Here is a 13,050-nt window from a genome sequence, read left to right as displayed (position 1 = left end):
GGAACGCCGTTGACCGTAAACGCAATGGGATGCCGGGGTGATCGATGCGTCGGATAAGGTGCGTGCACGGCGCCTTGCTCGGCCTTTTCGGACTGGCGCTCGTCGCTGGCGGAGCCTTTCTGGTCGCATTGGGGGGATCGCCTTATTATCTGCTTGCCGGTCTGGGGACGATCGGCAGCGGAGTTCTGGCCTGGCGGGGGGACCGTCGTGCGGTCGTGCTGTATGCGCTGGTCCTGATCGGCACGGCGCTGTGGGCACTGGCGGAGCGGGGGACTACCGGCTGGCCACTGTTCGCGCGGTTGTTCCTGCCCAGCCTGTTGGGGGTGCCGTTCCTGGTCACGGCCCGGGGGAACAGGCTCAGTTGGCTGGCGCCGGTCATGCTCGTCCTCGTGACCGCTCGTGTCGTGATCGTGCCGCCGCTGCCGGACCAGTCCTTGCCGTCGCTCGCTGCGCCTGCTTCGAACGGCGAATGGACGAGCTGGGGAGCCGATATGGGCGGTACGCGCTTTTCTCCGCTCGCGTCCCTGACCCCGGACAATGTCGCGGAACTGCGCCCGGCCTGGTCTGTCCATCTGGGCGTGCCGCCCGACGGCAAGCTCGGCAACCTGGAGGTGACGCCCCTGATGATCGGCGGCCGCCTGTTCGTGTGCAACAATATGAGCATGGTCGACGCGCTTGATCCCGAAACGGGCAAAAGGTTGTGGCGGTTTGATCCGCGCATCGATGTGAGCGAGGTGCAGTCGCGCTCGTGCCGCGGCGTGGCGTTTGTGCGGACCGGGGGTAACGTATGTCCGGAACGGATCCTTACGACCACGCTGGACGCGAAACTGTGGGCGCTCGACGCGACGACCGGGCGGCCCTGCGGGGATTTCGGCCGGAACGGCATGGTGGATCTTGCCACAGGCATGGGGCCGATCGGTCATGGCTATTATTACCCGACATCCGCGCCCGCCGTAGTGCGCGGGCGAGTGATCGTTGGCGGTTGGGTGATGGACGGGCAGAAGACGCAATCGCCACCCGGCGTCGTCCGCGCCTATGACGTGCGCAGCGGGGCATTCGCCTGGGCGTTCGACATAGGTCGGCCCGACGATCCGGCCGAGCCGCCTGCTGGCAAGACCTATACGCTTGGCAGCCCCAACGCCTGGGCGCCGATGAGCGCCGACGAGGCGTTGGGCATGGTCTATGTACCGACGGGCAATGCTGGCCCGGACTATTTCAGCGCGCATCGCCGTGCGGAATTCCAGCGCTATGCGAGTTCCGTGGTGGCGCTGGACGCAGCGACGGGCAGGCCGCGCTGGTCTTTCCAGACGGTGCATCGTGATGTGTGGGACTATGACGTGTCGTCGCAGCCGACCTTGGTTGATCTGCCGATGCCTGCGGGCGGGACGGTTCCCGCGCTCATCCAGCCTACCAAGCGCGGACAGCTGTTCGTACTCGACCGGCGTACCGGTCGCCCCATCAAGCCGGTAAAGGAGCTGCCCGCGCCACAGGGGGGAGCTCCGGGCGAGCGCCTGTCGCCGACGCAGCCCGTGTCCGTCGGGATGCCGTCGCTCGCGGGGCCACGGCTTAGCGAGGTGCGGATGTGGGGTATGACGCCACTCGACCAGCTGTACTGCCGGATCCGGTTTCGCCAGGCGCGCTATGATGGTGAAATGACACCGCCCGGCCTGTCGCCGACCATCGAGTATCCTGGATTCATGGGCGCGCTCAGTTGGGGCGGGGTGGCGGTCGATCCGCGTCGGGGACTGCTCGTTACCGTGTCGAATCGCGTGCCCACCCTCCATCATTTGCTGCCGCGTGGGGAAGCCGACGCGCTGGGCCTTGCTCCGCGCGGCGTGCCGGGTGCGAAGCCGGTGCGCGGCTATTGGCCACAGACCGGAACACCGTATGCGGCGGCGGGCGCGGGCTTCCTCTCGCCGCTCGGCGTGCCCTGTTCGGAGCCGCCCTTCGGCCTGATCACGGCTGTCGATATCCAGACGGGGGCTGTGCGGTGGGAACGCCCGCTCGGTACAGCCCGCGACAGCGGTCCCTTTGGCCTGCGGCTGGGCTTGCCCCTGCCGATGGGCGTGCCCACCAACAGCGGTGCCATGATGACCGCTGGTGGTCTTGTATTCGTCGCGGCGACGCAGGAGCGCACAATCCGGGCGCTGTCCCTCGCCAATGGGCGCACACTCTGGAGCGCGCGCCTGCCAGCCGGCGGGCAATCGGTCCCCATGACCTACCGCTCGCCGAAGAGCGGTCGCCAGTTCGTCGTCGTGGCGGCAGGCGGCAAACCGTTGATCCAGGCGCCGGTAGGGGACAGCCTCGTAGCGTTTGCGTTGCCCCGGGAGTGACGGTGTAGCTGACCGCACAGCCAATTCTGATCGGAACAGTCGGTCCAGGGACCAAAATTTCCCCTGCCAGATGGGTCTGACAGGGGGCAAGGGCTAGGTTGGGAAGGGTCCGAACAGTCGCTCGCAGCCTTATTTCGGTCGCACCTCGATACCCGGCACATAATGCATGTGGCACGCGACGCATTGTTCATCGATTTTGTCGGATACTGCGAGCATGCCTTCAAAGTTTTTGTTTTCCGCGGCTGTCGCGCTCTCCTGAACCGCAGCACGCAAATTGGCGACGAGCTTGGGCCAATCGGCATCGTCGATCCGATATTCGTCCGTGTCCAGCAATTTGGTCAGCTCGACGATGGTGAGCGCATCACTCTCCGCGTTCATCCAGTCTTCGTCTGTCTTGGGCGACGCGTAACCGGACCCGCTGCGACTGGCGGAGTAGGCCGTCCAGTTCCACAGTTGATCGGCGTTACGCTGCATCACATGCAGCATTAGCTCGCGCCGGGGCGTCATGGCCGCAGTGCCCGTGGAGGGAGCATTGGTGGTTATCGGGGCCGTTTTGTCCGTGGCAGCCGTACTCCCGTTCTGCGTGGGTGCGTTCTGACACGACGCAAGGCCGAGGGCCAAAGCGGGAAAAGCAATTGTTGCTAACTGCCGTCCGCAGAAGGGGAGGGCCTTTTTCATATCAGTGCATCACCGGGGTGAACGCCTTGTAGGCCATGCTCTCCAGCTTGAGGATCAGCTTCATGTCGGGTGCTTCGACCTGTCCGGCCTTGACCGCCGCGCCGATGGCGGCGTTTGCCGCGTCGATGTCGCCGCCCTTGACCTCATACACCACGACATATTTATAGGGTGGGAGAGGGCGGTTGGCGCGGGGCTGCACGATGAAGCGCTGCGCCTTCACGAACTCCGGAAGCTTCGCGATCGCACCCATATGGCGGTCGTACCAGGTGTTGAATTCCGCGTCCTTACCTTCGACGGGATTGGCATAGACCATGAAGAGTACATTGCCCTCGCCCACGAAAGGCTGGACGGGAGCAGGGCGTTCTTTTGCGGTAGCCATCGTTTGCGAACAACCCGCGATCAATGCGGCGATAGCGGCCAAACCAAGTGTTGCAGTCCGGATCATAGCGAGTTCCTTGTTCAAGCGAGCTTTGCGGCAGCGGCTTCGGCCGCATCCTTGACCATTTTGTCCATTCCGACCCGTCCGGCCTTGATGGCGGCGACCATTTTGGGATCGGCTTCCTGGGGCGTGCCGGATTTGAAGGGCGGCGCGGGGGCATATTCCATGATGAGCTGGCAGCGCTTGGCTTCTTCTTCGCCCCGGAACACGGCGCCCAGCGTCAGGCCGAAGTCGATACCAGCGGTATTGCCGCCGCCCGACATGCGATTGCGATCGATCACCACGCGCTCATGGACCGGGGTGATGCCGAAAATCGGCAGAAATTCCATGACGTTCCACAGCGTCGTCGCGCGATAGCCCTTGTAGAGACCCGCAGCCCCCATGATCAGCGCGCCGGTGCAGTCGCTCGTCACCCACTTGGCGCGTGAACCCCGGTCGGCGAGGAACGAAAGTACGGCATCGTCCTTCATGCACGCGATGGTGCCCATGGTGCCGCCCGGAGCGAACAGCACGTCGAGATCCTTCGGGCAGTTGTCAAAGGTGGTAGTCGGCGCGACGCTGATTTTCAGTTCGGTTGGAACCGGGCTGAGATCTTTCCATACCAGATGATTTTCGAAACCAAGAATGTTGAAGGTGGTGAGTGGACCGATCAGATCCTGCATGACCATATTCGGATAAACGAGCAGTCCAACCTTGGGCTTGTTGTCGGGATAACGATCAACATATTTGCCCTTCTGGTCATGTGCGGCGGCCACCCCGGGCGCCACCATGCTGAGCCCTGACAGCGCTGCGAAACCCATACCCGCGCCGAGCATCAGCCCTCTGCGGCTCATTCCCGCAAGCGCCTCGTCGATCGCGTCATGGTCTATCCCGTTGGTCATCGTACCGTCCTTGTGTCGTTCAGCGTTGTTCAAGCTTTTTTGCGGTTGCCGATCTTTGCGGCGCGCTCGTTATAACCCGGCAGCAGGCCCGTGACGAACTTCGCGATGCCCGCAGGTGCGGCTTCGGGTGTGCCTGAATTGTACAGGGGCTCGGGCTGATATTCCGAAATCAGCTGCAACGTGCGCGCATAGTCCGGCCCGCGGAAAATGTTGGTCATATAGATGCCGAAGTCTACGCCGGATGTGACGCCCGCGCCGGTGACGACGTTGCCGTCGTGCACGATGCGCTGGTTGACGGGGGTGGCACCCATGGCGGGGAGGCAGGCGTCGCGCACTTTCCAGTGTGCGGTGGCGCGCTTGCCCTGCAGGAGCCCGGCCGCGCCCAGGATCAGCGCTCCGGTACAGATGCTGCCGACGAACCGGGCGCCCTTGCCCCGGTCGGCGAGGAAATCGATCAGGGCGTCATTTTCCATCGCATCGACGGTCGGCACGCCGCCGCCCGGAACGAAAATCAGATCGGGGTTGGCCGGAACATCGGCATAGGTTGCGTCGGGAATGATCGTGCAGTTGCGGTCGCACAGCAACGGTTCTTTGGTGGCCGCGACAATGTGTACCCGCGCGCCCCGCATCGTGGCGAAATAATAATGGGGGGCGTAGAGGTCGAGCGCGGTCATGCCGGGGTAGGCGACCATCGCGATATATTCGTTGCCCTTGGGATTCTTCCAGAAACCGCCCTCGGCATCCGGCGTCGGTCCAGCCTGCCGCTTGGTGCTCTTGGTGTAGGCGTTCGCCTGCGATCCCGCTCCGAGGAGACCGGCGGCCAACATCGCACCCTTGGCCAAATCACGACGGTTCAATTTCACGAGGCACTCCGTCTTTTACAGTCAAAAAGAACAGGGCGGCTGGATAAGCCGCCCTGTTGGCATAACGATCAGTATGTGAACTTAGCCGTAACGCCCAATGTGCGGGGGCGGAAGGTGTAGGGCCACAATACGTGGGAGTCGCGGGTGCACGCCGTCACGCCGCCCGAGGAATTGAAGCTGCAATTTCCGCGACCACGGTTCAATGTCTGAGCCGTGATGTCCTTCGAAGCGAACAGGTTGTTGACGTAGAAGGAGATATCGAGCTTGCCCGTTTCTACACCCAGACGCATCGAGGCATAGTTGGTGGACGGCAGCTTGTAGACATCCGGGAAGTGGCCGTTGGTGCCCGGTCCAGGCATCGTCGGATAGCCACCCGAATGCTGGAAATCGAACCGGGCGTAGCCTTCCGCGCCGCTGCTGATCGGGGCGCGGACCTGCGCACCAAGATTGTAGCTCCACTTCGGTACGGGTGCGGGATCGCCTTCGTTGATGAACTTGACCGAACCCAGGCTCAGCGCGCCGTACGTCGCGTCTACATAAGAGAGCGCACCGTTGAGGGTCAGCCAGGCGGTGGGACGCAACGAAGCCTGCAATTCAACGCCTTCCGACCGGGCCTTACCGGCGTTGGCGACGTAGGTTCCGTTACAGTTCAGACGGTAGGTCACCTGCGTGTCCTTCCAGTCGATGCGATAGGCCGAAGCCTCCAGCGACAGAACATTCCCGAAGGGACGCAGCTTGGCACCTGCTTCATAGGCCCAGACCGAGTCCGACTTGAACGGTACGGCAGGGACATTGGGGAAGTTAAGCGCGGCCAGTTCCGCGTCGCAGATCGTGCCAATGGGGCGTGACGACACGCCGCCCGGACGGAAGCCCTTGCTGGCCGAAGCATAGATCATGTTGCGGTTGTCGATAAAATATTGAGCACCGAACTTGGGCGTGAACGGAGATTCCTTGATCGTGCCGTTGGTGATGCCACCGTTGGTCGTCGTCGCCGTTGCGCGTCCCACCGTCGAACCGGCAGTCTCTTCATAATAAGAGAATTTGGTCTTCGAAATCCGCGCGCCAGCCAGAAGCTTGAGCTTGTCGGTCACCGAGAAGGTCAGTTCGCCGAAGGCCGCCAGTTCCTTCTCGACCTGCTGGTTGCGCCGATAGTTGAGCGGGATGGTATCGATCAGATAGCGCGACAGGACTGTCACATTGTACAGGTCCTTGAGCAGCTGCTCGGTATTGCCTTCCCACTGGCCGTAAGAGGAGGTGACGAACCGCGAGTAATAAAGGCCGCCGACGAAGCTGAACATCTTCGAGTTGTCGGTCGCAACCCGCAGCTCCTGCGTCCAGCCCTTGCGCTGGTTGTCGAAGGAGAAGGGGTCGCTGTAGTTGCGGATCAGCGGCGAGAATATATTGCCCGACGGAAGGGCGTTGGGAATTCCGCCAGCCGGTCGGCCCGTGCCGATCAGGACCAGATCTTCATAACCGTTGTTCTTGACGCCCTGATTGCGGTCAAACGTGTAGGATGTGACCGAGGTGAGCGTGGCCCAATCCATATCGGCGCTGACCGTCAGGCTGGGGATCAGTAGCTTGGATTCACGCTTTTCCCGCGGGGCGCATTCCTGCTGCGTGGTCTTGAAATTGTCGCCTACGACGCAGTTCGAACCGGTTTTGTACGGGCCGAAGAAATTGCGTTCCGGGAAGGTATAGGCGGGCACGACATAAGGCTGGCCATTGGTGGTGGCCGATCCGGCGACAGTGTATCCGGGAATTGTGTAGGACGGTATGTTGGTCCAGTATTTATCGGAATCATTATATGTGTCGTTGGAGTAGTAGACGGCCGGCTTCACCGTCAGCGTGTCATTCGGTCGCCACAAGAGGGCGATGCGACCCGAATAGGAATCCTGGGAGTTGGTGTTGTCGTCGAGCACGCGGCCGTCATGGACGCTGACGTGATCGACCCAGCCGCCGAGGCGACGGGCATAGACGCTGGTCAGCAGGCCGAGTTGGTCTTCGATCAGCGGAACGCTGATCATCGCGCCACCTTCAATGCTCGGGTCGCCATGCTCTGTGAAGGCACCCTCCAGCTTGGTGCGGACCTTCATGGTCTTGAGGTCGGGTTCCGGAAGGACGAAGCGAACCGTTCCGCCGATTGACGACCCGCCATAGAGTGTGCCCTGCGGGCCTTTGAGCACTTCGACGCGCTCCAGATCGAAGAACTGCGGGAAACTCGTTCCGTTGCCGTTGAACGACGAACTCTGGTTGCGCCGCTGGAGAGGAACGTCGTCGAGATAGATGCCGACCGTCGGCGCACCGACGTTTGATGCGATACCGCGCAGGTAGACGTTGGACCCGGCCGAGCTGTTGCCGTTGGTGATCACCAGCGAGGGCGAAATGCGGGACAGATCTTCCTGGGTACGGATGGACTGCTGATCGAGGTCATCCTTGGTGATGACGTTGATGGCGATCGGAATGGTGCTGACAGCGCTTGCCTGCTTGGTGGCTGTCACGACGATGTCACCCAGTTCGACGGGGCCGTTTTCCCCGGCGGTTTGTGCGGAAGCCAGCGCGGGCAGTGCCAGCAACATGGCCGTTCCACATGCAAGAATAGCTCTTGTTCCCGAATGACGATTAGCGACACGATGATCTGACATATGCTTCCCCTTGTGGTGTTTCTACACTCCCATTCGCAGAACCGTCCCGGCTTCAGGAGCGGGAATGATTCTGCTGCGAATTTGAGGTTAGAAGAATTGTTTTATATGTCAACGGATGTTTTAGAGGAAAATCAAAAAAGCCTTTATTTTTATTTCCAAATCCTGTTTCACGGATGATGTCGCCGACGTTGGCGGCTTTAAAGGATGCGATGCCCCTTTCTCAGATCGCCGCATACGCCGGTCATCCGCTTTCGATTTCCAAAATACTTTGATTTTGCAGGATAAAGCCAAAATACGACAAGGCCGAACATGACCAAGTCACATTCGGCCTTCCTGTTTTCTCAAGGAGACTGGCCCGGAATACGAACACCGGGCAGGCGCGGAGAGCGCCTCAGCGAGCCGCCGCTTCCGCCCTTCGGAACGACTGGACCGTCTTGCGGGAACTCACCAGCGCGATCAGGCTCACGACAGCCGCGAACATGATGTACAGTGCTGGTGACAGCTTGCTGCCGGTCGTGTTGATCAGCACGGTAATGATGAACGGGGCGAACCCTCCGAAAAGCGTGACGGCGAAATTATAGCCGATCGACATACCGGTCGTGCGGGTCTGAACCGGGAAGAGGTCGGACAAGAAGGCAGGCTGGCACGCGAAATACCCGGTGAGCAACACGCCGAAAATGATCTGCACAAGAATGAGCGTTGTGCCGGTCGGGACGGCGGCGAGCCACATATAGAGCGGTGCGATCAACAGAAGCATGCCAACGGCCGCCGCGATCATGATATTATGGCGTCCCCATTTGTCACCAAGATGGCCTACCACGGGCGCAAGGATCATTTGCACAATGCCGGTAGCCAGCGTGGCGGTGAATGCCGACTGCGCGGCGATGCCATATTCGCGCACTGCAAAGGTTGGCACATAAAGGACCGCAAAGGTTGACACAGTGCCCAGCACCGTTGCCCCGATGGCGATGATGAGCGGCCTGCGCTGCGAACGAAGCGTGTCGCGAAGCGGCGTTTCGGTCGTCTCGGCCTCCACGAATTCTTCCGTCTCGGGAACCTTGTACCGGATATACAAAGCCACCGGGCCGATGAGCATGCCGAAGAAGAAAGGCAGGCGCCAGCCCCATGATTCCAGGTCTTCGGGCGCCATCATCGTTGTCAGCATGACGCCCGCACCGCTTGCCAGCAATGTAGTCAGCCCCTGGCTGGCGATCTGCCAGCTTGCGAAGAAACCCCGTCGCGCCTTGGACTGCTCGGCGAGGAAAGCGGTGGCGCTGGCGAATTCGCCGCCCGCGGAAAAGCCCTGAATTAGCCGCGCGAGGACAATGCCGATCGTCGCGATGATACCGATGTCATGATAGGTCGGCATCAGCGCGATCATGCCCGTCCCGAGCATCATCAGCCCGGCCGCGAGCGTCAGCGCCTTGATGCGCCCTTTCTTGTCGGCGAAAATACCGATGTAGATCCCGCCCAGCGGACGCATGACGAAGGCGATCCCGAAGGTTGCGAAAGTCAGCATCAGCGACGTGGTGGGGTCGGTCTCGGGGAAAAACTGCTTCGAGATAACGACGCTGAGAAACCCGAAAATGATCAGGTCGAACCATTCCAGCGCATTGCCGATGGATGCGACGAAAATGGCACGCGTCGGACTGATTTTTCCGGTGTTCAATCCCTGATCATTGGCTTTCATTGTCAATTCCTGTTGGGCCAGCCAGCGCGTCGATGAAGGCTTCGCACTGGGCAATTTGATCGATGTCGATGAATTCGTCCGCGCGGTGTGCCTGCTCGATGCTACCGGGACCGCAGATGATGGCGGGAACACCTGCATTCTGGAACTGTCCGCCTTCCGTTCCATAGGCAACCTTGCGGATATCGCCATCGCCGGTCAGCGCCCGCACAAGGCGCGTCATCATGGCCTGCTCATCGGCATTGAGGCCGGGCGCTGCGGCAATTTTCTCCAGCGCGATGTCCGCGCCGTCCCATTCTTCGCGCATGGCGGGCCGGATGGTGTTTTCCACGTAGTCGCTGATCTGCGCGTAGATATCCTGCGCGTCGATCTGGGGGATGTTGCGGAACTCAAAATCGAATTCGCACAATTGCGGAACCACGTTGGTGGCGACGCCGCCGGATATGCGACCCGTCTGCGCAGTCGAGTAGGGGGTTTCGAAAAAGCGGTCGAACGGCCCCTGCTGTTTCATGCTGTCGGCCAGATCACGGATAAAGCAGATGACCCGCGCGGCATATTCAATGGCGTTGACACCCAGAACCGGCGCGGAGCTGTGGGCCGGTCGTCCATGCACGCGGCAGCGGTACAGGTTGGCGCCCTTGTGCGCGACCACCACGTTCATACTGGTCGGCTCGCCGATCAGGCAGCCTTCCGGCCGGATATCGCGGCGTACCATTTCATCAAGCATCAGCGGTGCGCCAAGGCACCCCACTTCCTCGTCAAAGGAGAACGCGAAATGGAGCGGCTTACGCAGCTGTTTCGCCTGCAAGCTTTCCAGCTTTGACATGCAGACGGCGATGAACCCCTTCATATCGGCGGAACCGCGCCCATAGAGCCGGTCGCCACGGCGGGTGAGGGTGAAGGGGTCGGTGCTCCATTTCTGGCCTTCGACCGTTACGACATCGCTGTGGCCGGACAGGACGATGCCCCCCTGCGTGACGCCGTCCACGCTCGGCAACGTTGCGAACAGATTGGCCTTGCGCCGGTCCTTGTCGTAGGTCAGCCACGGCTCAATCCCCGCGTCCTGAAACAGGGACTGCAGATATTCGATCATGTCCAGATTGCTGTTGCTGTTCGTTGTTTCGAACGCGACCAGCTTTTCCAGAAGGGCGACCGATTGCGGCAGGTCGTCCGACCCGCTCGCTCGCTCCGAGACCAGCACCCCGCCCATATCTATCAGTCCTCGAAAATCGTTGGGTTTCGGCCACCGATGACGATGTCGAAGCGGATGTCTGTATCGATGCCTTCGGTCCGCGACACGCTCTCGGCGCCGATCTGGCGTGCGCCAGCGGCCCCAAAGAGCTGAAAGCCCGGATCGATGTCGAGCAGAGGATCGTTCGGAAAATACATCTGCGTCATCAGGCGGCTGGATCCGCCGCGTACCGACAGATGGATGTGCGAAGGCCGCCAGCGGTCAATTTCGGGGCGGACCAGATAAGAGCCGGGACGGATGGTCGCGAAGGAATAGCGCCCATCGTCGTCGGTCAGCACGCGGCCATATCCCAGGAAATTGGGATCGAGCTGCTGGACCGCCGGGTCGTCCTTGTGGGTGTAGCGCCCCCATTTGTTGGCGTTCCACACTTCGAGTAGTACACCACGCAGCGGGCGCCCGTTCTCGTCGGTGATGGAGCCGGATACCAGCAGCTTCACGCCTTCGGCCTGGGGGCGGCCGGGCGCGATGCGGGTCAGATCGTTCTCGCCCGCGCGCAGCCCCGGCAGGCGCGTCACCGACGGAGCGAAGGACGTCCGGGCCGCTTCGGGAATAGGGCGCAGCGAACGCAACGGAACCCGTGCCTCCGCTGACAAGTCGGTCTCGCCGACTTCGAGCCGACGCCAGTCGGGTTGCTCGTCAAACTGAAGATCGAAATTGGGCAAAACTCTGTTCTCCATCACCCGAACCGATCTTCGAAAAAGGGTGTTTCGTCGGCACAGCGCAGCTTGAGATCGATTCTGTAGACCGGAACCCCGTCGCTGTTGTCGGGCATACGCCGGGCGAGCAGGCGGGGCCGCAGCGGTTCTGGCAAGGACAGGAGGAGCGGGTCGCTTTCATTTTCGGGACGGCCCTCGAAAAAGATCTGCGTAGCGAGGCGCTCGGTCCCGTCCATGTAAAGGTTGAGTGTAATATATGGTGCACGCGCCGACGGGGATTCCCGGCAGGGCGGTACGGCGCCGGGCATGATCGTCGTCAGCTCGAACGTGCCATCATCGCAATAATGGCGCGAATAGCCGTCGAACCAGGGGTCGAGATCCGCATCTTCAAGGGTGGCGGAGGTCCGCCGCCGACCGTTGGCATCAGCCTGCCAGGCCTCTACCAGCACCGGTTTGACAGGGTTTCCGTCGCGATCTAGGATTGCGCCCTGCACGATGATCACGTCTCCTTTGGGACGGACCAGATAGTCATAAAAATTGGTGAGGTTCTGGCGGTCATCGTCGAGGAATGCGGGCGCATAATAAGGCCCGACGGTATCCTCGCAGGTATAATTCTCTGTCTCCATGATTTTTATATATGAAACGCATTTTTGCATGTCAACAAAAGAGATGATTTGTTGACCTGATCCCTGCGTGCGCCCATATAGAGCCGCTCTCAGATCAGTGTTGCAGGGAAAAATGGGGAAAACGCCCAGTACAATAGGAAAAGGTCTGGTCCGTGAGGACCTCGATGAAATCGAGGACAACGAGGATCTGCACAAGAACCACGAAGCCTATTTCGTGCCCGGCCTGCACCGTGGTCTGCTGGTGATGGAAACGATCGCGGCCGAACAGAAGCCGATGAGCGTCACCGAAATCGCGAAGCATCTGGGCCTGACCCGGTCTTCGGTGTTCCGGCTGATCTACACCTTGCGCCACATGGGGTTTCTCGAAGCGTCGCCGGACACCAAGGAGTTCATGCTCGGGCCGCGCGTGCTCAATATCGGCTTTGCCTATCTGTCGTCCAAGGACATCATCGAGATTTCGCGGTCGGAGCTGGAACGGCTGCGGGACGATACGGGCATATCCACCCACCTGGCCATTCGCGACGGGCGGGAAGTGCTATACCTGAACTGCGTCCAGAACCGGTCCGGTTTCCTGAGCAACCTGAACGTGGGCGCGCGTTTGCCCGCTTACGCCACGCCGATGGGCTGGCTGCTCCTGTCTGAGCTCTCGGCGAAAGACATTCGCAAATTGTATGAGAGCGTGAAGTTCCAGAAGCTTTCGGAGCAGACACCCGACACGCTGGAAGCCTTGCTGATCCGCGTGGGGGAGGCGGCAGCGCGCGGCTATGTCATCAGCCGGGGCATATTGGAACATGGCGGCAGCTCGGTCAGCGCGCCGGTTTACAGCCGGTCCGGCGACGTGGTGGGCGCGATCGATATCTCCGGTCCCGACACCGCCTTCGATCTGAGCGCGCTTGATACGCGTTATGTCGAGGCTGTGGTCAATGCCGCCCGCCAGATATCGCGGAAGCTGGGTTATGTGGACAAGGCGGCGTGAAACCGGCGATCATCGCA

At 61.1% G+C, this 13,050-nt stretch carries 11 protein-coding genes and 1 pseudogene; 2 read left to right on the top strand and 10 right to left on the bottom strand.

Translation table 11 applies throughout. From position 1 onward, the window contains the following. Positions 1-62 precede the first annotated feature (62 nt). Positions 63-2,333 carry a membrane-bound PQQ-dependent dehydrogenase, glucose/quinate/shikimate family gene (locus FHS92_RS05905; protein WP_343056665.1) on the top strand — a complete coding sequence of 757 codons (2,271 nt, stop codon included), beginning with the start codon at positions 63-65 and terminating at the stop codon, positions 2,331-2,333. Positions 2,334-2,462: 129 nt separating this feature from the next. On the opposite strand, the gene FHS92_RS05900 is transcribed toward FHS92_RS05905, so the two are convergent. From FHS92_RS05900 to FHS92_RS05860, 10 genes and pseudogenes are all read right to left on the bottom strand, one after another. After that, the gene (locus FHS92_RS05900) at positions 2,463-2,840 is read right to left on the bottom strand and encodes a hypothetical protein (protein ID WP_184078352.1); all 378 of its coding nucleotides are present in this window, start codon (positions 2,838-2,840) and stop codon (positions 2,463-2,465) included. 172 nt (positions 2,841-3,012) lie between these two features. After that, entirely contained in the window at positions 3,013-3,456 is a 444-nt protein-coding gene (locus FHS92_RS05895) for a hypothetical protein (protein WP_184078350.1), read from the bottom strand. Positions 3,457-3,470: 14 nt separating this feature from the next. Beyond that, positions 3,471-4,331 carry a DJ-1/PfpI family protein gene (locus tag FHS92_RS05890; RefSeq protein WP_221230894.1) on the bottom strand — a complete coding sequence of 287 codons (861 nt, stop codon included), beginning with the start codon at positions 4,329-4,331 and terminating at the stop codon, positions 3,471-3,473. A 29-nt stretch (positions 4,332-4,360) separates the two neighbouring features. Further along, positions 4,361-5,194 carry a DJ-1/PfpI family protein gene (locus FHS92_RS05885; protein WP_184078348.1) on the bottom strand — a complete coding sequence of 278 codons (834 nt, stop codon included), beginning with the start codon at positions 5,192-5,194 and terminating at the stop codon, positions 4,361-4,363. A 68-nt stretch (positions 5,195-5,262) separates the two neighbouring features. Beyond that, entirely contained in the window at positions 5,263-7,770 is a 2,508-nt protein-coding gene (locus tag FHS92_RS05880) for a TonB-dependent receptor (protein ID WP_184078346.1), read from the bottom strand. 384 nt (positions 7,771-8,154) lie between these two features. Beyond that, positions 8,155-8,229: pseudogene (locus FHS92_RS18725) on the bottom strand (hypothetical protein); the annotation flags it as partial. Next, positions 8,228-9,526 carry an MFS transporter gene (locus FHS92_RS05875; protein WP_184078344.1) on the bottom strand — a complete coding sequence of 433 codons (1,299 nt, stop codon included), beginning with the start codon at positions 9,524-9,526 and terminating at the stop codon, positions 8,228-8,230. The pseudogene FHS92_RS18725 and the gene FHS92_RS05875, both read right to left, overlap by 2 nt. Further along, entirely contained in the window at positions 9,513-10,733 is a 1,221-nt protein-coding gene (gene argE, locus FHS92_RS05870; protein ID WP_184078342.1) for an acetylornithine deacetylase, read from the bottom strand. Before argE ends, FHS92_RS05875 begins: the two co-directional genes overlap by 14 nt. A gap of 5 nt (positions 10,734-10,738) precedes the next feature. Next, positions 10,739-11,452: a dioxygenase family protein gene (locus FHS92_RS05865; protein WP_184078340.1), complete on the bottom strand. Its 714-nt coding sequence runs from the start codon at positions 11,450-11,452 to the stop codon at positions 10,739-10,741. Continuing rightward, positions 11,452-12,057 carry a dioxygenase family protein gene (locus FHS92_RS05860; protein WP_184078338.1) on the bottom strand — a complete coding sequence of 202 codons (606 nt, stop codon included), beginning with the start codon at positions 12,055-12,057 and terminating at the stop codon, positions 11,452-11,454. Before FHS92_RS05860 ends, FHS92_RS05865 begins: the two co-directional genes overlap by 1 nt. A gap of 112 nt (positions 12,058-12,169) precedes the next feature. On the opposite strand from FHS92_RS05860, the gene FHS92_RS05855 reads away from it, so the two are divergent. After that, complete coding sequence (locus FHS92_RS05855; RefSeq protein WP_184078336.1) at positions 12,170-13,033, top strand: IclR family transcriptional regulator; 864 nt, start codon at positions 12,170-12,172, stop codon at positions 13,031-13,033. Positions 13,034-13,050 lie beyond the last annotated feature (17 nt).

It is taken from the genome of Sphingobium subterraneum (assembly GCF_014199435.1).
Classification (GTDB): Bacteria; Pseudomonadota; Alphaproteobacteria; order Sphingomonadales; family Sphingomonadaceae; genus Sphingobium; species Sphingobium subterraneum.
This window is presented reverse-complemented; position numbering and strand designations above follow the sequence as displayed.

Bases quoted from the DNA above. Each gene is read 5' to 3' on its own strand.
- FHS92_RS05900 (WP_184078352.1), bottom strand. From the start codon at position 2,840: ATGACGCCCCGGCGCGAGCTAATGCTGCATGTGATGCAGCGTAACGCC.
- FHS92_RS05895 (WP_184078350.1), bottom strand. From the start codon at position 3,456: ATGATCCGGACTGCAACACTTGGTTTGGCCGCTATCGCCGCATTGATC.
- FHS92_RS05890 (WP_221230894.1), bottom strand. From the start codon at position 4,331: ATGACCAACGGGATAGACCATGACGCGATCGACGAGGCGCTTGCGGGA.
- FHS92_RS05880 (WP_184078346.1), bottom strand. From the start codon at position 7,770: ATGTTGCTGGCACTGCCCGCGCTGGCTTCCGCACAAACCGCCGGGGAA.
- FHS92_RS05875 (WP_184078344.1), bottom strand. From the start codon at position 9,526: ATGAAAGCCAATGATCAGGGATTGAACACCGGAAAAATCAGTCCGACG.
- argE (WP_184078342.1), bottom strand. From the start codon at position 10,733: ATGGGCGGGGTGCTGGTCTCGGAGCGAGCGAGCGGGTCGGACGACCTG.
- FHS92_RS05865 (WP_184078340.1), bottom strand. From the start codon at position 11,452: ATGGAGAACAGAGTTTTGCCCAATTTCGATCTTCAGTTTGACGAGCAA.
- FHS92_RS05860 (WP_184078338.1), bottom strand. From the start codon at position 12,057: ATGGAGACAGAGAATTATACCTGCGAGGATACCGTCGGGCCTTATTAT.
- FHS92_RS05855 (WP_184078336.1), top strand. From the start codon at position 12,170: ATGGGGAAAACGCCCAGTACAATAGGAAAAGGTCTGGTCCGTGAGGAC.